The 24,732-nt window shown below is 67.5% G+C and carries 27 protein-coding genes; 15 read left to right on the forward strand and 12 right to left on the reverse strand.

From position 1 onward, the window contains the following. The first annotated feature begins 17 nt into the window (after positions 1-17). From V1Y59_RS04415 to ilvA, 3 genes are read left to right on the forward strand one after another with little or no spacing between them, the layout of a single operon-like run. Positions 18-1,412 carry a cystathionine beta-synthase gene (locus V1Y59_RS04415; protein ID WP_330430626.1) on the forward strand — a complete coding sequence of 465 codons (1,395 nt, stop codon included), beginning with the start codon at positions 18-20 and terminating at the stop codon, positions 1,410-1,412. Between the two features lie 51 nt (positions 1,413-1,463). Continuing rightward, a complete protein-coding gene (locus tag V1Y59_RS04420) occupies positions 1,464-2,636 on the forward strand; it encodes a cystathionine gamma-synthase (RefSeq protein WP_330503635.1) in 1,173 nt (390 codons plus the stop codon). A 13-nt stretch (positions 2,637-2,649) separates the two neighbouring features. Further along, on the forward strand, positions 2,650-3,849 hold the full coding sequence (ilvA, locus tag V1Y59_RS04425) for a threonine ammonia-lyase (protein ID WP_330503636.1): 1,200 nt from the start codon (positions 2,650-2,652) through the stop codon (positions 3,847-3,849). Between the two features lie 90 nt (positions 3,850-3,939). Here ilvA and V1Y59_RS04430 read toward each other — a convergent pair whose 3' ends face one another. Beyond that, positions 3,940-4,455, reverse strand: a complete 516-nt coding sequence (locus V1Y59_RS04430; protein WP_330503637.1) for an SRPBCC family protein — start codon at positions 4,453-4,455, stop codon at positions 3,940-3,942. Positions 4,456-4,724: 269 nt separating this feature from the next. Between V1Y59_RS04430 and V1Y59_RS04435 the strand changes: the two genes are divergently transcribed. Then, complete coding sequence (locus V1Y59_RS04435) at positions 4,725-5,486, forward strand: phosphatase PAP2 family protein (RefSeq protein WP_330430622.1); 762 nt, start codon at positions 4,725-4,727, stop codon at positions 5,484-5,486. Here V1Y59_RS04435 and V1Y59_RS04440 read toward each other — a convergent pair. Continuing rightward, the gene (locus V1Y59_RS04440) at positions 5,432-5,749 is read right to left on the reverse strand and encodes a hypothetical protein (RefSeq protein ID WP_330430621.1); all 318 of its coding nucleotides are present in this window, start codon (positions 5,747-5,749) and stop codon (positions 5,432-5,434) included. The genes V1Y59_RS04435 and V1Y59_RS04440 overlap by 55 nt on opposite strands. A 125-nt stretch (positions 5,750-5,874) precedes the next feature. On the opposite strand from V1Y59_RS04440, the gene V1Y59_RS04445 reads away from it, so the two are divergent. The 3 genes from V1Y59_RS04445 (at position 5,875) to V1Y59_RS04455 (ending at position 7,362) form a co-directional block, all read left to right on the forward strand. Next, positions 5,875-6,744 (forward strand): hypothetical protein, encoded by an 870-nt coding sequence (locus tag V1Y59_RS04445; protein ID WP_330503638.1) that lies wholly within the window; start codon positions 5,875-5,877, stop codon positions 6,742-6,744. 88 nt (positions 6,745-6,832) lie between these two features. After that, positions 6,833-7,099: a type II toxin-antitoxin system Phd/YefM family antitoxin gene (locus tag V1Y59_RS04450; protein ID WP_330430619.1), complete on the forward strand. Its 267-nt coding sequence runs from the start codon at positions 6,833-6,835 to the stop codon at positions 7,097-7,099. After that, positions 7,099-7,362, forward strand: coding sequence for a type II toxin-antitoxin system RelE family toxin (locus V1Y59_RS04455; protein ID WP_330430618.1), 264 nt, complete (start codon positions 7,099-7,101; stop codon positions 7,360-7,362). Before V1Y59_RS04450 ends, V1Y59_RS04455 begins: the two co-directional genes overlap by 1 nt. Positions 7,363-7,477: 115 nt before the next feature. Here the strand turns inward: V1Y59_RS04455 and greA are convergent, their stop codons facing one another. From greA to V1Y59_RS04470, 3 genes are all read right to left on the reverse strand, one after another. Next, complete coding sequence (greA, locus tag V1Y59_RS04460) at positions 7,478-7,972, reverse strand: transcription elongation factor GreA (RefSeq protein WP_330503639.1); 495 nt, start codon at positions 7,970-7,972, stop codon at positions 7,478-7,480. Positions 7,973-8,098: 126 nt separating this feature from the next. Next, entirely contained in the window at positions 8,099-8,854 is a 756-nt protein-coding gene (locus V1Y59_RS04465) for a queuosine precursor transporter (protein WP_330503640.1), read from the reverse strand. Further along, positions 8,851-9,351 carry a DUF4307 domain-containing protein gene (locus V1Y59_RS04470; RefSeq protein WP_330503641.1) on the reverse strand — a complete coding sequence of 167 codons (501 nt, stop codon included), beginning with the start codon at positions 9,349-9,351 and terminating at the stop codon, positions 8,851-8,853. The genes V1Y59_RS04465 and V1Y59_RS04470 overlap by 4 nt, the downstream gene beginning before the upstream one ends. A gap of 48 nt (positions 9,352-9,399) precedes the next feature. Between V1Y59_RS04470 and mca the strand changes: the two genes are divergently transcribed. The 5 genes from mca to V1Y59_RS04495 all read left to right on the forward strand — a co-directional run bounded on the left by mca (position 9,400) and on the right by V1Y59_RS04495 (position 14,481). After that, positions 9,400-10,296 (forward strand): mycothiol conjugate amidase Mca, encoded by an 897-nt coding sequence (gene mca / locus V1Y59_RS04475; RefSeq protein ID WP_330503642.1) that lies wholly within the window; start codon positions 9,400-9,402, stop codon positions 10,294-10,296. Then, complete coding sequence (locus V1Y59_RS04480; protein WP_330503643.1) at positions 10,293-10,622, forward strand: hypothetical protein; 330 nt, start codon at positions 10,293-10,295, stop codon at positions 10,620-10,622. The genes mca and V1Y59_RS04480 overlap by 4 nt, the downstream gene beginning before the upstream one ends. Continuing rightward, positions 10,597-12,612, forward strand: a complete 2,016-nt coding sequence (locus tag V1Y59_RS04485; RefSeq protein WP_330503644.1) for a thioredoxin domain-containing protein — start codon at positions 10,597-10,599, stop codon at positions 12,610-12,612. Before V1Y59_RS04480 ends, V1Y59_RS04485 begins: the two co-directional genes overlap by 26 nt. A 4-nt stretch (positions 12,613-12,616) precedes the next feature. Further along, entirely contained in the window at positions 12,617-13,120 is a 504-nt protein-coding gene (locus tag V1Y59_RS04490; RefSeq protein WP_330503645.1) for a GNAT family N-acetyltransferase, read from the forward strand. Positions 13,121-13,530: 410 nt separating this feature from the next. Further along, positions 13,531-14,481, forward strand: a complete 951-nt coding sequence (locus V1Y59_RS04495) for an SGNH/GDSL hydrolase family protein (protein WP_330503646.1) — start codon at positions 13,531-13,533, stop codon at positions 14,479-14,481. Positions 14,482-14,522: 41 nt separating this feature from the next. Here V1Y59_RS04495 and V1Y59_RS04500 read toward each other — a convergent pair whose 3' ends face one another. Continuing rightward, positions 14,523-15,164, reverse strand: coding sequence for a histidine phosphatase family protein (locus V1Y59_RS04500; protein WP_330503647.1), 642 nt, complete (start codon positions 15,162-15,164; stop codon positions 14,523-14,525). Then, a complete protein-coding gene (gene rocD / locus V1Y59_RS04505) occupies positions 15,161-17,236 on the reverse strand; it encodes an ornithine--oxo-acid transaminase (protein ID WP_330503648.1) in 2,076 nt (691 codons plus the stop codon). Before rocD ends, V1Y59_RS04500 begins: the two co-directional genes overlap by 4 nt. A gap of 97 nt (positions 17,237-17,333) precedes the next feature. On the opposite strand from rocD, the gene V1Y59_RS04510 reads away from it, so the two are divergent. Continuing rightward, positions 17,334-17,780 (forward strand): Lrp/AsnC family transcriptional regulator, encoded by a 447-nt coding sequence (locus tag V1Y59_RS04510; RefSeq protein ID WP_330503649.1) that lies wholly within the window; start codon positions 17,334-17,336, stop codon positions 17,778-17,780. Positions 17,781-18,064: 284 nt separating this feature from the next. Next, positions 18,065-19,138 (forward strand): 3-deoxy-7-phosphoheptulonate synthase, encoded by a 1,074-nt coding sequence (locus V1Y59_RS04515; protein ID WP_330503650.1) that lies wholly within the window; start codon positions 18,065-18,067, stop codon positions 19,136-19,138. 18 nt (positions 19,139-19,156) lie between these two features. On the opposite strand, the gene V1Y59_RS04520 is transcribed toward V1Y59_RS04515, so the two are convergent. Further along, positions 19,157-20,605 carry a PepSY-associated TM helix domain-containing protein gene (locus V1Y59_RS04520; protein ID WP_330503651.1) on the reverse strand — a complete coding sequence of 483 codons (1,449 nt, stop codon included), beginning with the start codon at positions 20,603-20,605 and terminating at the stop codon, positions 19,157-19,159. A gap of 92 nt (positions 20,606-20,697) precedes the next feature. Beyond that, a complete protein-coding gene (locus V1Y59_RS04525) occupies positions 20,698-21,246 on the reverse strand; it encodes a hypothetical protein (protein ID WP_330503652.1) in 549 nt (182 codons plus the stop codon). 105 nt (positions 21,247-21,351) lie between these two features. Here V1Y59_RS04525 and V1Y59_RS04530 point away from each other — a divergent pair, with 105 nt between their 5' ends. After that, complete coding sequence (locus V1Y59_RS04530) at positions 21,352-21,705, forward strand: helix-turn-helix domain-containing protein (RefSeq protein ID WP_330503653.1); 354 nt, start codon at positions 21,352-21,354, stop codon at positions 21,703-21,705. 7 nt (positions 21,706-21,712) lie between these two features. On the opposite strand, the gene V1Y59_RS04535 is transcribed toward V1Y59_RS04530, so the two are convergent. The 3 genes from V1Y59_RS04535 to V1Y59_RS04545 all read right to left on the reverse strand — a co-directional run bounded on the left by V1Y59_RS04535 (position 21,713) and on the right by V1Y59_RS04545 (position 24,628). Continuing rightward, complete coding sequence (locus tag V1Y59_RS04535) at positions 21,713-22,315, reverse strand: ClpP family protease (RefSeq protein WP_330503654.1); 603 nt, start codon at positions 22,313-22,315, stop codon at positions 21,713-21,715. Next, the gene (locus V1Y59_RS04540) at positions 22,312-22,926 is read right to left on the reverse strand and encodes a ClpP family protease (protein ID WP_330503656.1); all 615 of its coding nucleotides are present in this window, start codon (positions 22,924-22,926) and stop codon (positions 22,312-22,314) included. The genes V1Y59_RS04535 and V1Y59_RS04540 overlap by 4 nt, the downstream gene beginning before the upstream one ends. Positions 22,927-23,014: 88 nt before the next feature. After that, positions 23,015-24,628 carry an alkaline phosphatase D family protein gene (locus V1Y59_RS04545; RefSeq protein WP_330503657.1) on the reverse strand — a complete coding sequence of 538 codons (1,614 nt, stop codon included), beginning with the start codon at positions 24,626-24,628 and terminating at the stop codon, positions 23,015-23,017. Between the last annotated feature and the right edge of the window lie 104 nt (positions 24,629-24,732).

Here is a 24,732-nt window from a genome sequence, read left to right on the forward strand (position 1 = left end):
TCTGGGACGATGGACACATGCGCATTGCTGGACACGTCGTGGATCTCGTGGGCGACACCCCGCTGGTCAAGCTCAACTCGGTGACCAGACCCGGTTCGGGTCTCGTCGCGGCCAAGATCGAATACCTGAATCCGGGTGGCAGCAGCAAGGACCGCATCGCGGTGCGGATGGTGGATGCCGCCGAACAGTCCGGTGCGCTGAAACCGGGGGGGACCATCGTCGAACCGACGTCGGGCAACACCGGCGTCGGACTGGCGCTCGTGGCGCAACAGCGCGGCTACAAGTGTGTGTTCGTGTGCCCGGACAAGGTCGGCGCGGACAAGCGGAATGTTCTGCGGGCCTATGGCGCAGAGGTGGTGGTGTGTCCGACTGCGGTCCCGCCGGATCACCCGGACAGCTATTACTCCGTCTCCGATCGTCTGGTCCGCGAGATCGACGGTGCCTGGAAGCCCGACCAGTACTCCAATCCGGCCGGGCCGCAGAGCCATTACGAGACCACGGGGCCGGAGATCTGGGCGGACACCGAGGGCAAGGTCACCCATTTCGTCGCCGGCGTGGGGACCGGCGGCACCATCACCGGGACCGGCCGCTACCTCAAGGAGGTCTCCGACGGTTCGGTGCAGGTCGTCGGCGTCGATCCCGAGGGATCGGTGTACTCCGGCGGGACCGGCCGTCCGTATCTGGTCGAGGGGGTGGGCGAGGACTTCTGGCCGACCGCCTATGACCCGACGGTGCCGGACGAGATCATCGCCGTCTCCGACGCCGATTCGTTCGACATGACGCGACGTCTCGCCCGCGAGGAAGGACTGCTCGTCGGCGGCTCCTGCGGGATGGCGGTCGTGGCGGCCCTCGAGGTGGCCGAACGTGAAGGGCCGGACGCCGTCGTGGTGGTTCTGCTGCCCGACGGTGGCCGCGGCTACCTCGGAAAGATCTTCAACGACGAATGGATGAGCAGCTACGGCTTCCTGAGGTCGCCGCTCGACGGCAAGACCAAGGAGTCCCTCGTCGGAGATGTGTTGCGAGGCAAGACCGGAGCGCTGCCCGATCTGGTGCACACCCACCCACAGGAGACGCTGCGCGACGCCATCGAGATCCTCCGCGAATACGGTGTGTCCCAGATGCCCGTCGTCGGTGCGGAACCGCCGGTGATGGCCGGCGAGGTCGCCGGCGCGGTCACCGAGCGTGACCTGCTCGGCGCGGTTTTCGAGGGTCGGGCCAATCTCGCCGATCCCGTCTCACAGCACATGGGCGATCCGTTCCCGCTGATCGGTTCCGGCGAGCCGTTGTCGGCGGCCACCAAGGCGCTCTCCGAGTGCGACGCACTGATGGTGGTCGAAGAGGGCAAGCCGATCGGCGTCATCACCCGCCATGACCTGCTGGCCTTCGTCAGCAGCCACCCCACCGTCGGCTGAGCCGGCAGTCAGCACCGTCGGCGCCGCCGACGCGACCCGAGGAGCAACGAAGTGAGTGAACAGCGCAGCGCTGCGGATTCGTCTCGCTGGCAGGGGTTCTCCACCCAGGCCATCCACGCCGGATACGATCCGGACCCGCAGACCGGTGCGGTCAACGTGCCGATCTATGCCAGCTCAACCTTCGCCCAGGACGGTGTCGGCGGGCTACGCGACGGATTCGAGTACGCCCGCACCGGCAACCCGACCCGCCGTGTCCTGGAGGCCAACATCGCGGCCATCGAACGGGGAACGTACGGGCGGGGTTTCGCCAGTGGCATGGCCGCCACCGATGCGCTGCTGCGGGCAACCCTGCGTCCCGGCGACCATCTGGTCATCCCGAACGACGCCTACGGCGGCACCTTCCGGCTGATCGACAAGGTCTTCACACAGTGGGGCATCACCTATTCGGCGGCCCCGGTGTCCGACGTCGATGCCGTGCGGGCGGCGATCACGCCGGCCACCAAGCTGGTGTGGATCGAGACCCCGACGAATCCGCTGCTCAACGTCGGCGACATCGAGGCGTTGGCCGCCGTCGCACACGACGCCGGGGCGAAACTGGTGGTGGACAACACCTTCGCCTCCCCATATCTGCAGCAACCGCTGTTGCTCGGCGCGGATGTGGTGCTCCACTCGACCACGAAGTACCTCGGCGGACACTCCGACGTCGTCGGCGGTGCGCTCGTCACCAACGACGAGGAGATCGACGAGGCCATCGCATTCCTGCAGAATGGCGCCGGCGCGGTTCCCGGACCGTTCGACGCCTACCTCACCATGCGCGGCATCAAGACTCTCGCCGTCCGGATGGACCGGCACTGCGACAACGCCGAGAAGATCGTCGAGTTCCTCTCGGCACACCCCAAGATCGACAGTGTCCTCTACCCCGGGCTGCCGACGCATCCCGGCCATGACGTCGCCGGAAAGCAGATGCGCCGGTTCGGCGGCATGGTGTCCGTTCGCCTCAAGGGCGGACAGGTTGCGGCGCAAGAGTTCTGCGCACGCACCGAGGTGTTCACCCTGGCCGAGTCGCTCGGCGGCATCGAGTCGTTGATCGAGCACCCCGGTGCGATGACCCACGCGTCGACCGCCGGTTCGCTGCTGGAGGTCCCGGCCGACCTGGTGCGGCTGTCGGTGGGGATCGAGGACATCGCCGATCTGCTCGGCGACCTCGAGAACGCGCTCGGCTGAACGCGATCCCGTCGTGTCCGTGACCCAGGATGACATCGACAGCGCAGCGACGACGCTGTCGACGGTGATCCGTCGCACCCCCATGATCGCGTCGCGGGTCCTGTCCGAGCGGATCGGCTGCGAAGTGTGGCTGAAGTGCGAGAACCTGCAGCGCACAGGGTCATTCAAGCCGCGGGGTGCCTACAACAGGATCTCCCGGCTGTCCGACGAGGAACGCGCGCGGGGCGTTGTCGCCGCGAGCGCGGGCAACCACGCGCAGGGCGTCGCGTGGTCGGCCTCTTCGTTGGGTATCGCGTCACGTGTGTACATGCCGCGAGGCGCCGCGTTACCGAAGATCGCGGCGACCAAAGCGTATGGCGCCGAGGTCATCCTCGAGGGTTCGACGGTCGATGAGGCGCTGGTCTCGGCACGTGCGTTCGCCGACGAGACCGGCGCGGTGCTGATCCACCCGTTCGACCACCCGCACATCGTCGCCGGTCAGGCGACCGTCGGGTTGGAGATCCTCGAGCAGATGCCCGACGTCGACGCGATCGTGGTGCCGCTCGGCGGTGGCGGGCTGCTGGCCGGGATCGCCGCCGCGGTGAAGGCGCGACGCCCCGACGTCACCATCATCGGCGTTCAGGCCGCCCAGGCGGCGGCATGGCCGCAGTCCCTCGCCGACGGACATCCGGTCGCGGCGGCGTCGATGAACACCATGGCCGACGGGATCGCGGTGGCCCGGCCCGGCGACGTACCGTTCGCCCACATCTCCGAGTTGGTCGACTCCGTCGTCACGGTCAGCGAGGAATCGTTGAGCACCGCACTGCTGTTGATGCTCGAACGCGCCAAACTGATCGTCGAACCCGCCGGGGCGGCTGCGGTCGCCGCGGTCACCGCAGGCGCGGTGGACCTCTCCGGGAACGTGTGCGTCGTCGTCTCCGGCGGGAACATCGACCCGCTGCTGCTCAGTCATGTGACCACCCACGGTCTGACCGCCGCCGGACGGTTCCTGACCGTCACCGCGACCGTGTCCGATCGCCCCGGCGGCCTGATCGCCCTGCTGGAACTGCTTCGCGATCTGGGCGCGAGCGTGGTCGACGTCGTCCATTCGCGGGTGGCCGACGACCTCTACCTCGACGAGGTCCAGGTGACCGTCAGCGTGGAGACCCGCGGACCCGAACACCAGCGGGAACTACGCCGGTCGCTGTCGGATGCTGGGTTCCTGCGCGACTGATCCGCCGACAGAACCCGGTTTCGCGCCGACAGAACCCCGATTCGTGCCGACAGAACCCGGGCCGACCCCGTCTGGTCGGCGACGAGCCCGTCAGGTCTGAGGTGACAGCTTCGCGAAATGACGAATCGTGTCGGTCTCGACGGTCTTGAACACGCTCGCGGCGGTCGGCCCGCTGAACGCGGTCACCGCCTTCGCCGACGTCGACAGTTCGAGGGCGAATGACCAGACGAGCCGGCAACCGACATCGGCAGGCCGGATCTCGGTGAGCTCGCCGAAGCGCTTCACACCGGGCGTGGAGGCCGAAACCGCGTGGAAAGCGTTGCGGTACTCGCCGGTCTCGCTGTTCTCGTCCCACACGAAGAAGTGCTCCGACAAGGCCAATCCGGGGCCGAGCGACGCCTTTCGGGTGGTGCCGACGCCGTACGGAGCAGGTGAGGTGAACTCGATGGATTTGATCGCTCGGCACCAGTCCAGGGTGTTGTGTCTCGTCAGTTCGGCCCACGCGCGCGCAGGACTGACGGGCAGGTTCACGTCGATGACGTAGGTCACCGGCGCCGAGTCGAAGAATTCGAGGTCGATGGACTCCAGGGGATAGCTACGCGCCATGGGTCTCATTCATACACGGGGAGCCAGTTTGTTGCGCCGTGCGTGCGATGTCGCCGGTGCGGAGAGGTAACGATTCGGGCCGTCCGGCATGGTCGCCTGGACCGCACCCATGGCGCAGGGTTTACTCTTGGGTTCTTCTTAGTTGTACAGATCAACCATCAGTGTTGGCCGGACGTTTACCCGGGGAGGTCATGACCGCAACGGCGCAGGAGGACGTGGCTACAGAGCGGTCGTTACCGGCCGCTCTGTGGTTTCGTGTCCATCCGTTCATGGCTCGCACACGTGCATATCTGGCACAACCACACTGGTGGCTGGAGATCGCGATCGTGTGGTCGATCTTCCAGGCGTACTCGTACGTCCGCAATCTCGGCGGCAAGGAGGTCGCGCCCGCCTTCGCCAACGGCTCGGCGATCGAAGACCTGCAGGAGCGGCTACACCTCGCGATCGAGATGCCGGTCAACCAGTGGGTCAACACCCAGCGGCTCGTCGCCGACCTCAGTTCGGTGCACTATCACACGCTGCATTGGTGGGTCACCATCGGCGTGGCGGTCTGGCTGTACCGGACGAACCGCCCGGCGTATCGCCGGGCCTCCCTTGTCCTGGCGTTCACCACGTTGACCGCGCTGGTCGGTTTCTACCTGATTCCGACGGCGCCACCGCGGATGTATGCGGGCTACCACGACATCCTGGCGCAGACGGCGAGCTGGGGCTGGTGGGAGTCGTCGGGGTCACCTGGCCCGGAGTCGATCACCAACCAGTTCGCCGCCATGCCCTCCCTGCACTGCGGCTGGGCGATCTGGGCGGGGCTGATGATCGCGATCTACGCCCGGCGGACCTGGGTCCGGGTGCTGGGCGTCGTGTACCCGCTGACGACATTCTTCGTCGTCGTCGGCACCGCCAATCACTGGATACTCGACATCGTCGTCGTGGCCGTGATCATCGCGGTGGCGATGGTGGTGGTGTACCGCCCGTGGCGTCAGGCCGCCGGCGCGGCGGTGCCCGAACCCGCAGCGGAGAGGTCCGCCGCGTAGCGGATCACCGAGCCGACCGGACCGAGCCGGCGTTCGGTGATGACGATCGCCTCGGCGAGCTGGCCGGGGTCGTCGACATCCGCGACAAGCGCGACGGTGTACCCGTTGTTGCCCAACATGAATGGCACCACGTCGGCGTAGTGGTTGCTGACGACGGCCAGGGGGACGTTGCGGCGGAACAGGTCGCGGGCGTGATCGAGGACTGCGGGGTCGTCGTCGACGACCACCAGTGCCACATCGGGAACGCGTGTGTGCTTTCTCATGGTCCAAGGATGATGCCGCAGGTTGGGGATCATCTCTGCCGTTGCTGTGAGGTGGCTGTGGATGCTTCGGTGGCCTGTGGATGACGTCGCGGTAACGCTGGTGAATGGGGCTAGGTTTCCGGTCCATGGGACGCAACCGGAAACCAGCACCGCGATGGGCACCACACGATGTCGCCCGGATTCGGGCCGAACTGGCCCACGGATACCAGCAGTTCATCGCCATCGGAGACCGCGAGATCGAACTGAACGAGATCACCCTCGAGCAGCTGTCGGCGCTCGTCGACGACGGGATACTGCAGGATCTGCGGCCGGACTTCCACGACGAGCTGCTCGAGGAGCAGGAGTTCTACCTCGAGAACCTCCCCAGGCTGCGGAACGATCGGGTCTATGCGCAGACCGCCGCCGCGAGTGTTGCGACGTTCGCTCCGATCTGGATACCGCTGTCCGCCGTCGAGGCGGCGCGTTCGGTCGAATACCAGCGTTCCGACACCACGTCGTTGATCGCCCTCGGTTACTCCGGGTGCCTGTTGTTCGACGAACCGATCGGCCGGATCCGGGCGTGCATCGACCTGTTCAGGCTCGACGTGACCGACGTCGATGTGGACGGGGTCCTGTGGTGGGGATATGTCGACGATGAACCGGACGAGCAGGACAGTGGGGCGTCTGATCGCGGCCGGCTACGGGCCGACGCGGTGATTCTGCACGTACTGACCAGGACTCGCCCGTCCGAACGACTCGACTTTCTGAGTCCGTGGCGGGCATCGACGTTGGCCGATGCCGCGCGGGTCGTTGTGCCGCTCACGCTCGATCTGAAGGTGACACAAGCCGATGACATCGAACCGATCGTCACCGTGCTCCAGCAACTCGGCACAGCCGTCGAAGAGAGCCGGCTTCGGTTGAACCAGCTCTCCATCCCGAAGAGCAAGTACGAGTACGTGAAGCCAGGTTGGCCGAAACTGCCCAGGATGACGTCGGTGTCTGTGTTGGCCGCATGACCGGGGTCGACGGTGCGTTGCGGCTGCGCTCTGGATGGTTCGAATTCTGGTCTGCGGATGGTCTGTTTTCTGATCTATGCTGAGCGGCGTGCGTATTCTTCCTCTGTCCGTTGCCAAGGCCAAGCTCAGTGAGCTGGTGGAGGAGGTGATGCGCACACACGAACACATCACGGTGACCCGCAACGGATCAGCGGCGGTGGTTCTGGTCAGTGCCGACGAGTGGGATGCCGTGCAGGAAACCCTTTACTGGCAGAGTCGGCCCGGGCTGGCAGACGATATTCGAGAGGCGCGCGAGGCGCTTGCTGACGAGTCGACTCTCGACGAAGCTGCGGTTCGTGCCCGATACGCGCGCTGATGACGTACCGCGTGCAGCTCGCGCCGAGCGCTGTGCGATCGCTCGACAAACTCTCACCGCGCTACGTTCACGCTGTGATCGACTTCATCTACGGACCACTCGCGCAGAATCCGCAGCGTGTCGGCAAGCCGCTCCTCGGCGAGTTGCCGGGCTTGCACTCCGCTCGTCGGGGCGCATACCGGGTGATCTACGAATTGCCAGATGATGCAACGGTTCTGGTGATCCGGGTAGACCATCGAGCCCATGCCTACCGCCAGCGGTAGGTGAGGGTGGCGAATCGGGGATGGGCAGAGCCCCGCCGGTCACGCAACATGGCGGCCGGTGTCAAGACAATGTCTCGACACCGGCCGCCATGTTGTGGTCCGGTATTGCGCCTGCTCAGCCGTGGTACGGCTCGGCGCTGACCAACGTCGCCTTGACGACGGCGCCACTGGGCACGTTGTATTCGCGCGTTTCGCCGACCTTGGCATCGATGAGTGCGGCGCCCAGCGGCGAACTCGGCGAGTACGTCTCGATGGAGCCGTCCTTGGCGCTCTCTTCACGCGTCGCGATCAGGAAGGTCTCGGTGTCGCTCTCGTCGCCGTCGTAGTAGACCTTGACGACCGAACCGGGCAGCGCGACGCCCGACTGCGTCGGAGCCTCGCCGACCTTCGCGTTGTTCAGCAGTTCCTGCAGCTGACGGATGCGGGCTTCTTGCTGTCCCTGCTCTTCGCGGGCCGCGTGGTAGCCGCCGTTCTCCTTGAGATCGCCTTCTTCGCGACGCTCGTTGATCTCGGCAGCAATGACCGGCCGGTTGGCGATCAGGGAATCCAGCTCGCCTTTGAGGCGGTCATGCGACTCCTGGGTCAGCCACGTCACCTGTGTGTCGGTCATCGGTTACTCCTTTGTGTTGTCCGCGGCCCCGGCGTCTCTTTCACCTGGGCATATGGACTGCTCTAAATGCAGCAACACGACCCCTCGCGGAGCCGTGTATCAATACAGGATAGCAGTCACTGAGAGCTAAAGCACATCAGAGTTGTCCGACGTCGATTGTCGGAGGGCGTCCTGGTAGGTGGGTTCACGCTTCTTGAGCCACCCCACGACCAGGTAGGTCAACGGCATGATCACCATCTCCACCAACGTCTTCCAGACGAATCCGACGATCGTGTAGTTGACGAAATCACCCCAGGTGGAGATGCCCAGCGCCGTTGCTGCGATCGAGCAGAACACCAGCGTGTCGGCGAACTCGCCGACCACCGTGGAGCCGAGGAGGCGAGCCCACAGATGACGTTCCCCGGCGCGCTCCTTCATCTTCACCAGCACGAGCGAGTTCAGGAACTCCCCGGCGAGATAGCCGGCCAGCCCCGCGAGCAGGAACTGTGGCACCACACCCGCGACAGTCCGGAAGGCCTCCTGGCCCTCGTAGAACTCCGCCGCGGGCAGCTCGATGGTGAGCCAGAAGCAGATCGATGCGAGCAGGGAGACGACGAAACCGGTGAGGATGGCGCGGCGCATGGCGCGGAATCCGTAGACCTCGCTGATCACGTCGCCGAGGACGTAGGCGAGCGGGAAGAGGTAGAAGGCCCCGTCGGTGACGAGCCCGTCGAGTTGGATGGGCCCGAGTGAGAGATGTAGCCAGTCCTCGAAGAGAACGACGCCTTTGGTGGCGGTGATGTTGCTGATCAGCATCACGCCGACGAACAGCGCGAGCAGGTAGGCGTAGTAGGGACTCGAGACGGTCGCGAAGACCGCGCGGTCGCGGACCTTCCCGGTCACTGTGTCGTGCTGGTGAGGTAGGCGGGCACGTCGATGGTGCAGCCGAAGACCTCACCGATCACCGGGGGTTTCGACGTGGTGACCTCGGTGCGCATCCCCACCTGGCTCTCGGTTCCGCCCGGGATGAGGATTTCGCGTCGACCGGTCTCGTCGCCGTCGACGGAACGGCCACGTACGACACAGGCGACCGGGCTACCGGGGTCCGCCCGCGTCACGGTGAACTGCACGGCGACCGTCGAGTTGTCGACGATGTCGTATGCGGTGGCCTCCCCGGAGACGTCGGGTGCGGCGAAGCGGGAGTAGCCGAGGATGGCGATCCCTACCCCGGCCGCGATCACGAGCACAGTCAGTCCGACGAACCATGCCCGCCGGCTCGACGCCGACTGGGCGGCGGGGTACGAAGCCCGCGGGCCGGAGCGGGCGGGCCGACGATCGTCGCCGGCGCCGGGAGCGGAGCGAGCGGGCCCATCGTCACCGCCCCCGACTGAACTGTTCACGGGTCAATACCTACCATGGGAGGAGTATCGATCCGAAGGTGAGGAAGCGTGACCGAAACTCACACAGGTGGACCCCATGCCGGTCTTCGTCTGATGGCGGTGCATGCTCACCCGGATGACGAGTCCAGCAAGGGTGCCGCGACGTCGGCCAAGTATGCGGCCGAGGGACATGAGGTGCTCGTCGTCACACTCACCGGTGGTGAGCGCGGCGACATCCTGAACCCGGCGATGGATCGGCCGGGCGTCAAGGAACGCATGAGCGACGTCCGCAAAGAGGAGATGGCCAACGCCGCCGCGGCACTCGGGGTGGATCAGATGTGGCTCGGCTTCGTCGACTCCGGACTCCCGGAGGGAGACCCGCTGCCGCCGGTCCCCGAGGGTTCGTTCGCCGACATCGACATCGAGGAACCGATCGAGGCCCTGGTGAAGGTCGTCCGCGAGTTCCGTCCGCACGTGATGATCACCTACGACGAGCGTGGCGGTTACCCGCACCCGGATCACATCCGTGACCACGAGGTGTCGGTGGCGGCGTTCGACCGGGCCGGCGATCCGGAGGCGTATCCGGGGACCGGTGAGCCGTGGACGGTGTCGAAGCTGTACTACACGCACGGTTTCATCCGGGACCGCATGGTGTTGTTCTCCGACGAGTTCGAACGACACGGGCAGGAATCTCCGTTCACCGAGTGGCTCAGCAAGTGGGACCCGAGCCGCGGCGACCTGATGGGTCGGGTCACCACGCAGGTCGAATGCGGCAAGTACTTCCCGCAGCGTGACGACGCGTTGCGGGCCCATGCGACCCAGATCGATCCCAACGGGGTGTTTTTCGCGGTACCGCTGGAATGGCAGCAGCGGCTGTGGCCGACCGAGGAGTTCGAGCTGGCCAAGACGCGGGTGAAGACGTCGATCCCGGAGACCGATCTGTTCGCCGGAATCGAGGAACCGTGAGCACGTTGAGTACGACTGTCGGGCTCGTCCTGGCCCAGGAGCCGCAGGGGCCGGAGTTCGGCAAGGCGTCGCCGCTGGGCCTGTTGATCATCATCGTGCTGCTCGTCGCGACGGGGTTCCTGATCCGGTCGATGAATTCCCGACTGAAGAAGCTCCCGAAGAATTTCGACGCCGATCATCCCGAACCCGATCAGGCTTTCGACGATGGAACGGATTCGGTGGGCGACGACGGCGTCGCCGACCGGGAGAACACAGCAGACCCCGACAACACGTCGGACACGACAGATGGGGTGCATGCCGATGAGCGAAGGTCCGCCGACACCTAACCTGCTCGGCGCGTCGACGAGTCCTTACCTACGCCAGCACGCCGACAACCCGGTCGGTTGGCAGGAGTGGGGAGACGCGGCGCTGGCGGAGGCGGCGCGCAGAGACGTCCCGATCCTGCTGTCGGTGGGCTACGCCGCCTGCCACTGGTGCCATGTCATGGCGCACGAGTCCTTCGAGGACGACGTCATCGCCGCGCAGATGAATCGTGATTTCGTGTGCATCAAGGTCGACCGCGAGGAACGGCCCGACATCGACGCCATCTACATGAACGCCACCGTCGCGATGACCGGTCAGGGCGGCTGGCCGATGACGTGCTTTCTGACGCCGTCGGGCGACCCGTTCTACTGCGGGACGTACTTCCCGTCCTCGCCGCGTGGCGGGATGCCGTCGTTCCCGCAGATCATGGGCGCGGTCACCGAGGCGTGGACGCAGCGCCGCGACGAGATCGACGCGATGGGGCAGCGGGTGGCCGATCACCTCGAGGCCAACAGCTCTGCACTACCGCTCTCCGACGTCGGCCTCGACGACCGTCTCCTCGCTCATGCGGTGTCGACCGCACTCGACGACGAGGACCGCACGTCCGGAGGATTCGGTGGCGCACCGAAGTTCCCGCCTTCTGCATTGCTCGAAGGGTTGGTGCGCTGGACGGAACGGACCGGCGACGACGCCGCGTTCGACGCGGTCCGCAGGGCATGCTCGGCGATGGCGCGCGGCGGCATCCACGATCAGCTCGCCGGCGGTTTCGCGCGCTATGCCGTCGACAACGACTGGGTGGTACCGCATTTCGAGAAGATGCTGTACGACAATGCGCAGTTGCTGCGCGTCTACGCCCACATCGCGCGCCGTACCGGGGACGCGTTCGCTCGCCGGGTGACCGAGGAGATGGTCGAGTTCCTGCGGCGTGACCTGCAGGTCGCAGGCGGGTTCGCCTCGTCGCTCGATGCCGACGCGGACGGGGTCGAGGGGTCGACGTACGTGTGGTCGCCGGACGAACTGATCAGCGTGCTCGGTGAACATGACGGTCGTCGGGCAGCCGATCTCTTCGGGGTCACCGAGGGGGGAACCTTCGAGCACGGCCAGTCGACGCTGCAGCTGGCGCACGATGCGGATGACCCGGAGTGGTTCGACGCGGTGCGACGCCGCCTGCTGGAGGCACGGTCGCGTCGACCGCAGCCGGCGCGCGACGACAAGGTCGTCACCGGGTGGAACGCGATGACGGTCACGGCCCTGGCCGAGGCGGGTGCAGGTTTGGGCCGTCCCGACTGGATCGAACTCGGCGCATGGTGTGCGCGTTCACTTCTCGACACCCACAACGTCGACGGTGTGCTGCGTCGCTCGTCTCTCGACGGTCGGGTGGGGGCACCGGTCGCGGCGCTCGACGATCATGCCGCGTTGGTCACCGCACTGCTCACGCTGCATCAGGTCACCGGCGACCCGGTGTGGCGTGACGAAGGACTGAGCCTGATCGACACGGCGATCACGGCTTTCGCCGATCCCGACCATCCCGGTACATGGTTCGACTCGATCGACAGCGACCTCATCACCCGGCCCCGGGATCCGGTCGACGGAGCCACGCCGGCCGGCGCGTCGCTGATGGCCGAAGCCCTGCTGGCCGCATCCGCGCTGGCGAAGTTCGGTCCGGCGACACGGTATGCGGAGTTGCTCGACCAGACGCTCGCACGCGCGGTCGTGCTACTCGCGAAGGTGCCGCGATCGGCGGGCCACTGGTTGTCGGTGGCCGTGGCACGGGTGGCGGGACCGCTGCAGATCGCGGTGGCCCAGGGCGAGGGCAGCCCGGGCGACCTGGCCGCCCACGCCCGCGCCATCGCACCCGGCGGATCGATCGTCGTTGCCGGGAAACGTGATTCGATCCCGTTGCTGGACGGCCGGGGCACGGTGGACGGGGCCGACGCCGCATACGTGTGCCGGGGCACCGTGTGCGGTCTGCCCGTCACCGACGGTGGCGCGCTGCTTGCCCAGTTGGCGTGACGTGATGACCGGGCACCTGCAGTTCGAGGTGCGTGCCGCGAACGCCGACGACGCCCGCGCCGTGGCCGAGTCGCGGGCCCAAGTGGCCGCCGAAGGGCGTTGGATACTCGCCGAACCTCCGGTCGACATCGATGCGGCGATGGAGGTCTTCCGACGGGTCCTCGACGACGACACCGCACATGTCGTGGTGGCGGTGGACGCCGCGGATCGGTTCATCGGTATGGCATCGGGATTCGATCAGCACCCCGGGCCGGTGACCTTCGGCATGCATGTGCTCGCCGAGCATCGTCGGCAGGGGGTCGGTTCCGCGCTGCTGCAGTCGATCCTGACCTGGAGCCGCGAGCGGGGTACGCACAAAGTGGTGTTGGAGGTGTGGCCGCACAACCACGCTGCGATCGGATTGTACGAACGGCATGGGTTCGTCCGGGAAGGCTTGCGGCCGAGGCAGTATCGGCGTCGCAACGGTGAGCTGTGGGACATCGTGGAGATGGGTCTGGAACTCGTGTAGTGGTACTCGTCGACTGGGCGCCACATTCCGTCGACCGTGCGCTACTTTTCGTTGACTGTGCCTTACTTTTCGTTGACTGTGCGCCGTTCTCCGTCGACTGGGCGCACGTAACCTGAAATGACCGTCGGCTGCATCTGAAAGAGGCTCGTCGAGGGCTGCCGCGAGGTCGTCTTGATTGATTCGAACTGGATCCGCCGGGACAGTGGCACCTTCACCCCATGCCGGGACGGCCCACCGACGGCGGGTGAACCGTCTGCGCAGTCAACCAGACGGCGCCCAGTCAACGGGGAGTAGCGCACAGTCGACGGAAAGTGGCGCCCAGTCGACGGAGAACGGCGCCCAGTCAACCATAGGCTGTGTAGTCCGTCCGGACCATTGTGAGCTGGGAGGTATGCCGGTACCGTGACGGGATGCATACTGCCGCAAGGTACATCGGGCGGCACATGCGTTCGCTCACCGTCATCGCTGTCACAGTGGTCGCGGGCCTCTGCGCGAGTTCGGTGCTCACACACGCCGAGGCGTCGCCGGCTCCGCGGATGGTGGCGCTGGGGAATTCCTACATCTCCGGCCAGGGCGCCGACGATTACCGGCCGTTGCCGGCGGACACGTCGTCGTACGAAACCGGGACGACCGGTCCCGACAACTACTGTTTCCGCAGCCGGCATGCCGCCGTCGAGCTCGTCGCCCGATCACTCGGAGCTCCGCTCATCAACGTCACGTGCGCGAATGCGCAACCGCAACATGTGGATCGGACCGCGCAGTTCGACGAGGGACGGCAGATCGACCATCTGCCGGCCGACACCGACATCGTGGTGATGCAGGTGATCGGCAATCCGGAATTCCTGAACGTCGTTGCGTGTGTACAGCTGCGCGAATGCGAACCGAACACGGTACGGCGTTCCATGCGTGTCCTCGACGAGCAGCAACGGCACGACGAGCGCCGGATCTACCGCAAGATCAAAGCGCGGGCGCCAGATGCGCGTATCTACACCCTCGGCGCCCCGCAGGTGGTGCCCCGGGTGGGGCAGGAGTACCGCGCACGGTGCGGCTGGTTCATGTCGGACCGGGAAGTCGTGTTGCTCAACAACTTCATCGACAAGGTCGACGAGATCTCTCGCGCCAACGCCGCACTGTTCGGCGAGACCTTCGTCGATCTGGATCGCGCCGGTTCCCCGTGGCGGCAACGTCACGACCTGTGCAGCGCCGATCCGTGGATCTGGGGGCCACGGCTGCATGCGCCGCAGTACGGCCCGGACAATCTGTCGCTGCTGAACTGGTCGCTCGGCAGCTATCACCCGACCAAGGCGGGTCAGCGTGCGACGGCGCAGGTGCTGGGTGACGTCATCCGGGCGCGGGAATAGGTCACCAACTCACAGCCACACACATCACAGCGCCACACACATCACAAGGCCGCATGCGTCGCCGCGGCACCCTCGGGCCCGACCAGAGTGCTCAACCGACGACCGGACGCCAGATGAATGAGCAGCGCAGCTCCGGCGGGACGGAGGTCGATCTCCGCGCCGTGGGCGATGGACCAGCCGAGGAAGCGGCAGATGAACGACCGGGAGAAATGCCCGTGCGACACCACGATGACGTCGTTGGCGGCCAGCCGGTCATCGACCAGGTCGACGGCACGGTCCACCCGCTGGGTCATCTCGTCGACCGATTCGCCGCCGGGAGCGCCGGAGGTCCAGATCGCCCAGTCGGGGTCGTGGCGTGTGTGGATCTCGGCGCGCGTGAGTCCCTCGTAATCGCCGTAGTCCCACTCGGCAAAGCAGTCGTCGACGGCGTCCACCGTGAGCCCGGCCAACTCGGCGGTTCGGCGCGCACGCGTTCTCGGTGAGGCGAACACGTACGGGTCGGTCAGCCCGAGTCTGTCGGCGATGCCGGCCAGGGCGCGTGCGTCGGTCTCGCCGTGGGCGGTCAGGCCGATGTCGGTCCGGCCGGTATGGCGGTCCGTCAGCGACCACTCGGTCTGCCCGTGCCGGATCAGCAGCACCCGGCCGGTCGTTCGCGCCGGAGCCCCGGCTGATTCATCGGTCACGCAGACGAGCCTACGACCTCCGCCAACTGATCGACCGCCCAATCGATCTCATCGGTGGTGATGACCAGGGGTGGCGCCAGCCGCAGGGTGCTGCCTTGGGTGTCCTTGGCGAGGACTCCGCGTTCGGCCAGGCGCAGGCACACCTCTTTGCCGGTGCCGACCGACGGGTCGACGTCGATGCCCGCCCACAGTCCCAGTCCGCGCACCGCGATCACACCGTGGCCGATCAGGTCGCGCAGCCGAGCGTGCATCCGGTCACCGAGCGTGGTCGCCCGGGCCTGCCAGGTTCCCTCGGCGAGCATGTCCACGACCGTGTGGCCGACCGCTGCAGCCAGCGGATTGCCGCCGAAGGTCGACCCGTGCTCACCGGGATGCAGGACGCCGAGGACGTCGCTGTTCGCGACCACCGCCGACACCGGCAGAATGCCGCCGCCGAGCGCCTTGCCCAGCGTGTACACGTCGGGTTCCACACCCCAGTGCGCGACGGCCAGGGTGGTGCCGGTCCGCCCGAGGCCCGACTGGATCTCGTCGGCGATCATCAGCACATTCCGCTCGGTGCAGATGGCACGTACGCGTGGCAGATAGTCGTCGGGCGGGACGATGATCCCGGCCTCGCCCTGGATGGGCTCCACCAGCACGGCGACGGTGGTGTCGTCCACGGCCGCCGCCAGGGCGTCGGCGTCACCGTAGGGCACCTGGACGAAACCCGGTGTGAACGGACCGAATCCGTTGCGCGCGTCCGGGTCGTCGCTGAAGCTGACGATGCTGATCGTGCGTCCGTGGAAGTTTCCGCCGGCGACGATGATCGTGGCCTGTCCGTCCGGCACGCCCTTGACGTCATAGCCCCACTTGCGGGCGACCTTGAGCGCGGACTCGACGGCCTCGGCGCCCGTGTTCATCGGTAGCACCATGTCCTTGCCGCACAGCGTCGCCAACGACGCGCAGAACGGCTCGAGTCGATCGGACCGGAACGCCCGGCTGGTGAGGGTCACGCGATCGAGCTGCTCGATGGCGGCGGCGACGATCCGTGGATGCCGGTGGCCGAAGTTGACCGCCGAGTAGGCGCCCAGGCAGTCCAGGTAGCGGCGGCCGTCGACGTCGGTGATCCACGCGCCCTCCGCTGTCGCAGCGGTCACCGGCAGCGGCGAATAGTTGTGCGCCACATGCGGTTCGGCGATGGTCTGCACGTCCGCCTCCCCTTCTACGCCGAGCGCGTCGACGTCACTGTCGAGTCGTCTCAATTCTAGGGTCGCGCACTTGATCCCGCCGCCGCCTTTGAGGAGTTCGGACAGGTCCACCCCGATGGGCTCGTAGCCGGCGTCGCGAATCGCCGCAGCGAGTTCGGGTGCGGCGTCCGTCATCACCACGTGGTGGCCGTCGGACACCAGGTTCAGTCCGAGCACGAGCGCATCGGCATCGGTGGCGATGATGGCGGTCGGGAAGAGTTCGGCGAGAACGGCCCGGGAGGCCGGCGAGAATGCCGGTGGGTAGTAGGCGATGGTGTCGTCGTCGAGCACGCCGAGCGCGGTGTCGAGGTGATAGAACCGCGGGTCGATCAATTCCAGTGTGACGACCGGCATCCCGGTGAGCGTGGCGACCTCCGCGTGGGTGTCGCGGTGGGTGCGGAAACCCGTTCCGGCCAGGATGCGGTCGCCGACGACGAGGAAGTCGCCCTCGCCCTCCTGGATGTCGGTGGTCTGATGGACGGGGCCGAGGCCCGCGTCGGCGAACCAGGCCGCGTAGTGATCGGCCTCCGCCGCGCGCTCGGAGAAGGCGAATCGCGCGGCGACCGTGCAACCGCCGACGCTCAGCCCGCCGTTGGCGGCGTAGACCATGTCCGGCAGGCCCGGTTGCGGGTCGACGACGTGCACGGTGTGGCCGAGTGATTCGTAGACCTCCCGCAGCTTCAGCCACTGCGCGACAGCGAGTTCGGTGTCCACCGGCGTCGACGGGTCCATCCACGGGTTGATGGCGTAGTCGACCGTGAAGTGGATCGGAGGCGTCATCGCGTAGGTGCGGACCCGGGGCATCCGGGTGATCGCGGGCACGGCGGAAGGACTCGTGATCGTCATGAATCGACGCTATCGTGCCACAGTGGTGCAATCAATCGCCGTACATTGCGCATTACCGGAACAGATCACCTGTATTTCAATCGGAGGCAGAGATACGTTGCGTCACCTCGATGAACTGGACGAGAAAGTCCTCGCCTGCCTCACCCGCGACGCGCGGGCGACCTACGCGCAGGTGGGGGAGGTGGTCGGGCTCTCGGCGCCCGCGGTGAAGCGTCGCGTCGACCGATTGCTCGACGACGGCGTGATCAAGGGATTCACCGCGGTGATCGACCCGGACGCCATGCAGTGGACCACCGAGGCCTACGTGCAGGTCTTCTGTCGCGGCAACATCTCGCCCGAGGTCCTCAAAGAGGCCTGGGAGCCGATCCCAGAAGTGGTCAGCGCTGCCACCATCACCGGGCAGGCAGATGCGTTGCTGCGCGTGCGCGCCGGCGACGTCCGGCATCTCGAGCGGGCCCTCGAACGGATCCGGAGCGCGGGCCCAGTCGACCACTCCGAGTCGATCATCGTGCTCAGCCAGCTGATCGACCGTGGACATCCATGACCGCCCGCGGTGGCGCCCGGGGTTGCCGCCGCGATCGTCGTCGGTTGGAGCGCCTGTCTCCTCGTGCTAGCCTGGTCGCCGTGATGAACACCGCACGCGTCTATTGGCGCTTTATCGAGGCTCCGGGTGGGGCCGCGATGAAGCGCTGAATCGCCGCGCGCGAACACCCGGAGCCCAGAGCAGCGACCCTCAGGTTGCTGCTCTTGTCATTTTTGAGGGCCCCTGGTGATCGACGACCGACCGGGGGCCGCCCGACAGACCGGCCTGACCCCGAAAGGCATGACGTGACCACCATCCCGGACTTGACCGCTGCAGAATCGACCTCCGATCGCCGGATCAAGTCGTTCCGTTCGATCCCCGCGCCGGACACGATCCGCGCCGAACTCCCGCTGAGCGCGCGCCGCGCGATCGCGGTGCAGAAGGATCGCGACGAGAGCGCCGACATCCTCGCCGGCCGCGACGACCGCCTGCTCGTCGTCGTCGGGCCGTGCTCCGTGCACGACCCGATCGCGGCCATCGACTATGCACGCCGCCTCGCGCCCCTGGCGGCCGACCACGCCGATCGTCTGAAGATCGTCATGCGCGTGTACTTCGAGAAGCCACGCACCACGGTCGGGTGGAAGGGTCTCATCAACGATCCCGGCATGGACGGCTCGTTCGACGTCGAGCGTGGCCTGCGCACAGCGCGGTCGCTGCTGCTCGACATCATCGATCTCGGGCTGCCGGTCGGCTGCGAGTTCCTCGAGCCGACGAGCCCGCAGTACATCGCCGACGCGGTCGCCTGGGGCGCCATCGGCGCCCGCACCACTGAGTCGCAGGTGCACCGTCAACTCGCCTCGGGTCTGTCCATGCCGGTCGGTTTCAAGAACGGCACCGACGGAAACGTGCAGGTGGCGATCGACGGCGTCAAGGCCGCCGCGGCGGGTCACGTGTTCTTCGGAGTCGACGACTTCGGCCGCGGGGCGGTCGTGGAGACCGCGGGCAATCAGGACTGCCACGTCATCCTGCGTGGCGGCACGAGCGGCCCCAACCACGACCCGGAGTCCGTCTCCGCCGCCGTCGCATCGCTCGCCAAAGCCGGTCTGCCCGAACGGATCATGATCGACTGTTCGCACGCGAACTCGGGCAAGGACCATGTCCGTCAGGCCGAGGTCGCCGAGGAGATCGCCGCCGCGGTCCGGGCGACGCGGGTGGCCGGGAACCCGGTCACGATCAGCGGCGTGATGCTGGAGAGCTTCCTCGAACCGGGTGCGCAGTCGCCCGACGCGCAGCCGTTGACCTACGGGCAGTCGGTCACCGACAAGTGCATGGGCTGGGAGACCAGCGCCGCCGTGCTGGCGACGCTGGCCCGCAGCTGACGCGCCTGACTTCCCGTCTCAGCCCGTCCGCATCCTGCGCCCGAGACCGATCGCGACGTCGACGGCCAGGAATACGGCGAGGCTGATACCGAGCAGCGGTACGAACCAACCGATCACCGCCGCGACCACCAGGACCCCCACGGCCGCGGGCACCCCGAGATCACGCAGGCCACCGCGGCCGGGTGCGCGCCCGACCGGGCGGGAGCCGTTGCGCGGCCGCCGCTGCCACCACATCTGGTAGCCGCGCACGATCAGCACGACCAGCGCCGCCGCCAGAACGAACAGTGCGATCTGGCTCCACAGCCCGAACAGCAGGCCCATGTGCAGCGCGATGCCCCAGTTGGTGAGCTGGGCGGCCAGGGGCCAGTCGGCGAACCACGACGTGTCGACAACGGTGCCGCCGTCGGCATCGATGGCGACCGAGTTCGGCGAGAACTGCCACGGCTCCCGCGTCTCGGTGACCTTGTAGGCCGTCTGTGCGTCCGTGGGGACAGTGATCTCGACCTTGTCCTCGACGCCGGCCGATCTGGCCAGGCTCAGCACGCTGTCGAGTTGCGGCACGACATCCACCGCCGGTGCGGTCTCGGGTTGGGCAGTCACGTCATGCCCGGTGTGTCCACCGTGGTCACCACTGGCTTCCGCAGACCCGCCGGTCAGGTCGGTCTCGACCGCCGGGGTCGTCCAACTGAGCGCGGTCCGCAGGTCGCTGACGTTCTCGCCGGCGAACCGTGACCAGGTCAGCCCGGTCGCCGACAGGAACACCAGCCCGACGACGATCCAGACACCGATCGCACCGTGCCAGCTCAGGGTGCGGTTGCGTCCGCGTACCCTGCGGTCGACGGTGGCGAGTCGGACACGGTCGTTCCCGTTGGCGCGTCCCTTGCGGTACCGCGCGATCCACAGGAGCAGACCGCCCAGCGCGATCACCCACAGCCACGATGCCGCGAGCTCGCTGTAGATGCGGCCCGGTTCGCCCAGATGCAGGTGGCGGTGCAGCTGACTGATCCAGGTGCGCAGGGGCAGTGCGCCGCTGCCGCCGTACGAGACGAGTTCGCCGACCGGCTCTGCGGTGACCGGATCGACGAACACCGCGAGACGTTCCGACTTGCCGAGGGCGGGGTCGGTGAACAGGACGCGGGTCGTGTCGCCGGGCTCGGTCGACGGCCGCACCGCCGACAACTCGAGGTCTCCCCGCGCATCGACGGCCGCCGCGACCTGGTCGGCGAGTGGCTGCGGCGCTCCAGTGGAGTCGGTGTGCAGATATCGGTCGTAGACGACGTTCTCGAGGGTCGGTGCGATGGCGTAGAGCGCGCCGCTGACGGCGGCGACGACGAGGAACGGGGCGACGAGGATGCCGGCGTAGAAGTGCAGTCGACGCAACAACAGTCGTCCGGCGCCGGTGGAGCGCGACGGTGGTGGGCTTTCGGGTGGAGCGGAGGGAACCGACGGTTCCTGGGTGAGGGACACGCGGAGTTGACCTTTCGGATATGCGCGCACGGGTCACCGCGAGGTGACGTGCGGACAGGGAGGCGCCCGACCCGCGCGTCAGGCGTCTCGGGTCAGGCCGGAAGGATGGGACGACTCCACGCAGATGGTGGTCCGCGCCTACCCGATGTCGCGTGAACGGCGATGGCGGGGCGACGGTCGACGTCGCACGCCGTGCGCAGCGTCCACCCCGACACCTGCGTGACGGCGGTGGACAGCAGGACCCGGATGACCCTGATCAGAGCCGTGAGCGCGACGACGACGGCGGATTCGAGTGCCCGGCACGTCACCGCCGTCGCGACCGCGGCGGCGGCGTGGGCGGTCGCCATGTGCGGCGACATCATCAGGCCGTGGCCGCCGGCGAGTGCCGCGAGAGACAGGTGCGCGGCGATCTGGCCGCCGCCGAGCACACCGGCGAGCACTGCGAGACGCCCGGCGGCCGGGCTACGCCACGCCGCGACCAGGGCACCGACCGCAGCGCAGACCGCGACCAGGAAGGTCAGTTCCCTGGTCCCCGGGAGTCCGCCGTGGGCCGCGGCATGCGCACCGATCGCGCTGATCCCAGACGCAGCGCCGGCCACAGCGCCGCGTATGCGGCGGATGGCGGGTTGCGTCGTGATCACCGGCGCAGCATATCGGGGCCGCCGGAGACGATGACCCGCGAGTACGCGTTCTGCCGTGAGCAGAACCGCCTGACCGCAGCGTTCACGCCGACCTATCATCGGCGCATGGACGACCGATCGCGCGATCCCGAACCGCTGTGGCGGGAGGTCGCCGGGCGTGTGTTGCGACGGGCGCGGCACGACCGGGGTGAGCGACTGGTGGAGACCGCCGCACGCGCCGGGGTCTCCAGTCAGTACCTCTCCGAACTGGAGCGCGGTCGCAAGGACGCCTCGTCGGAACTGCTCGCGGCGGTCGCCGGTGCACTCGGTCTGGGGTTGGTCGACCTGGCGCGTGAGGTGACGCTGGAGTTGTCGCGGCCCGCGCCGGTCCCGGTGTTACGGGCCATCGGTGGTGGCGCGCCCGCCTCCGCTCCGTCCCCGGCTCGCGATCTGCGCGGACCTGTCGCCCTGGCCGCCTGACGGCCGGTCAGGCACCCCTAGATGGGGTCTGGTCGATGATGCGATCGGCCAGCCCGTAGGCGACGATCTCGTCGGCGCGCAGCACGCGGTCCCGGTCGGTGTCGCGACGCAGGGTCTCCACGTCCTGGCCGGTGTGTCGACTCATCGCCTGCTCGATCTCGGCACGCATCCGCAAGATCTCCTCGGCGGCCAGGATCAGATCCGGAATGGTGCCCCGTCCCTGACCGGACGGTTGGTGGAGCAGCACCCGGGCATGCGGCAGCACCGCCCGCCGGCCCGGTGTGCCGGCAGCCAACAGCAGCGCGGTCGACGAGAGCGCCTGTCCCACACAGGTCGTCGCGATCGGCGCATGACAGAACTGCATCGTGTCGTAGAGCGCGAACGTCGCCGTCACCGAACCGCCGGTCGAATTGATGTAGAGCTCGATGGGTGCATCCGGGTTGTCGGAGTCCAGGTGCAGGATCTGCGCGATGAGGGCGTTGGCGACGCCGTCGTCGATCTCGGTGCCGAGATAGATGATCCGATCGTCGAGCAGACGGCTGTACACGTCCATCACCCGGTCGCCCTGTGGACTGCGGCTGATCACGTTCGGGATCGTGTAGGTGCTCATCTGCCCACCCCGAATCCGGCGGAGACCGAAGTGGCGGGCAGGATCTGGCCCAGATCGTCGACGACATGGTCGACGAATCCGTAGGCCAGCGACTCCTCCGCACTGAACACGTGGTCGCGCAGTGAATCGGCGAAAATCTCCTCGACCGGTTGGCCGGTCTGGTCGGCGATGATCCCCAGAACGGTGTCCCGGACGTGACGCAGGTCGTCGGCCTGCAACTCGATGTCGGGTGCGTACCCACCGATTCCCGCCGAGCCCTGGTGCATCAGCACCTTGGCGTGACGGAGTGCGTACCGTTTGCCGCGCGTGCCGTTGCACAGCAGGAATTGTCCTGCGCTGTAGGCCATTCCGAGGTTGACGGTGCTGACGTCGTTGGGGACGAGTCGCATCGTGTCCATGATGGCGAGCATCGCGGGGACGGAGCCGCCGGGGGAGTTGATCCACAGCGAGATGTCGGCGACCGGGTCCTCGGACGCCAGCATCACCAGTTGGGCGCACAGCTGACTGCCGATCTCGTCGTCGAGTGCGGTGTCCAGCATCAGGATTCGCTGACTCAGCAGGCCCTCGGCGGTCCGTCGGCGGAGGGGGAAGGGATGTTTGTCGTCGCTCATGGCACCAGGATCATCCGGCCCGGGCACCGGCGGTGGGGCGTGCTGCTGTCCGCAGCACGATGCCGCCGTCGGCAGCAGGGGTGTCCGATCAGACGACGTCGACGTCCGGCTGGTCGTGGGCGATGGTCACCACGGCCCGGGTGTGGAGCGATTCGTCGGGGGAGCGGATCGAGTCGGCGACCCGGAACTCGGCCTCCCAGCGATCCGGGCGGACCCGATTGAGGACGTAGCCGCGCTGGGCGTTGCCGAACCGGACATGCGGCGAGGCGGCCTTGAGGGCCCGGTCGGATCTGTCGCTGTCCTCGCCGTCCCCACCGGAGGCGATGGACGTGGCCGCCACTTCCACACCGAGGGTGGGCGACTCGTACCGATAGGTGGTGCGGAGGTCGGCGACCACGTTGCGGTGGATGTCGCCGACAACGGACACGAGGTTCGACACCCCGCGGTCGCGGGCACCTTCCAGCACCCGCTTCCGCGACGCCTCGTAGCCACTCCATCCGTCCATGCTGACCGCGCGCACGCCGTCGTCGTCGCGGGCCAGGTCGGCGATCGTGGTCTGGTGGGCGAGCACGTTCCAGCGTGCCGGGCTGCGACCGAAGCCGTCCAGTAGCCAACGCTCCTGCGTGGACCCCAGGATGGTGTGGCGACGGTCGGCGGTGGCGGTGTTCTGGGCGGTGTCGCCGTCGCCGTTGGGCTGGTCGGTGCGGTGACTTCGGGTGTCGAGGACGTTGAACTCGGCGAGCGTGCCGTAGCGGAAACGTCGGTAGGCGCGGATGTCGGCGCCGGGCGCGCGCGGCGTGAGCCGCACCGGTGTGTTCTCCCACCACGCCCGGAGTGCATGCGCGCGGCGGACCAGGAAGTCGGGCACCGGCATCCCGTCCTCGGGAATCGTCGCGGCCCAGTTGTTGTCGACCTCATGGTCGTCGAAGGCGCAGACGAATGGGCTGGTCCGGTGGATGTCCTGCAGGTGCGGATCGAGTTTGTAGAGCGCGTAGCGGTCGCGGTAGTCGTCGAGGTCGAGGCACTCGCGGGCCGCCGACTCGGGCATCTCGGCCGTCTCCCGTGCCCCGCCGCCGCGGTGGATGGGCTTCTCGTAGATGTAGTCGCCGAGGTGGAACACGACATCCGGGGCGTGTGCTGCCATGTCCGCGTAGGCGACGTAGAAGCCGTCGGCCCACGACTGGCACGACGCGTGGGCGAAGGTCATCGACGATGCGGTGCCGACGGGCGCGGTGACGGTCCGGCCGATCGAGGATCGCGCACCGCCGGCGGTGAAGCGGTAGAAGTACTCGCGGGCCGGAGCGAGTCCGCGGACGTCGACGTGCACGGAGTGGCCCGCCGCGGGCGTTGCCCGGGTCCGCCCCTTCCGTACGATCCGCCGCATCGACTCGTCGTCGGCCACCTCCCAGTCGACGTCGATGATGTCCGGTCCCATCCCGCTGCCGCGGGCCAGCGGATTCGGCGCCAGCCGGGTCCATAGGATCACACCGTCGGGCAGCGGATCACCCGACGCCACCCCGAGGCCGAACAGGTCGCCCCCGGGCCGCATGGCTCCGGAGGACGCGGTGGTGTCGGCGAGCAGTCCGGGGGTGAAGGCCAGCGCCGCGGCGGCTCCGGTCCAGCTGAGAAACCGCCGACGGGTGATGCCGACCCGGATTCCCCGGTCCGGGGTGACCACGATGTCCGGCGACGAGCTGGGCATGACGACAGCCGATCAATGTCGACTGTCCGGGCCGCCACGGCCGGTTGTCCGACACGTGAGGGGTTGGTGAAGAGACGGCCGGGGTCGCTGCCGTCTGGTAGCGG

Source organism: Gordonia prachuapensis, assembly GCF_036350515.1.
In the GTDB taxonomy this organism is placed as follows: domain Bacteria; phylum Actinomycetota; class Actinomycetes; order Mycobacteriales; family Mycobacteriaceae; genus Gordonia; species Gordonia prachuapensis.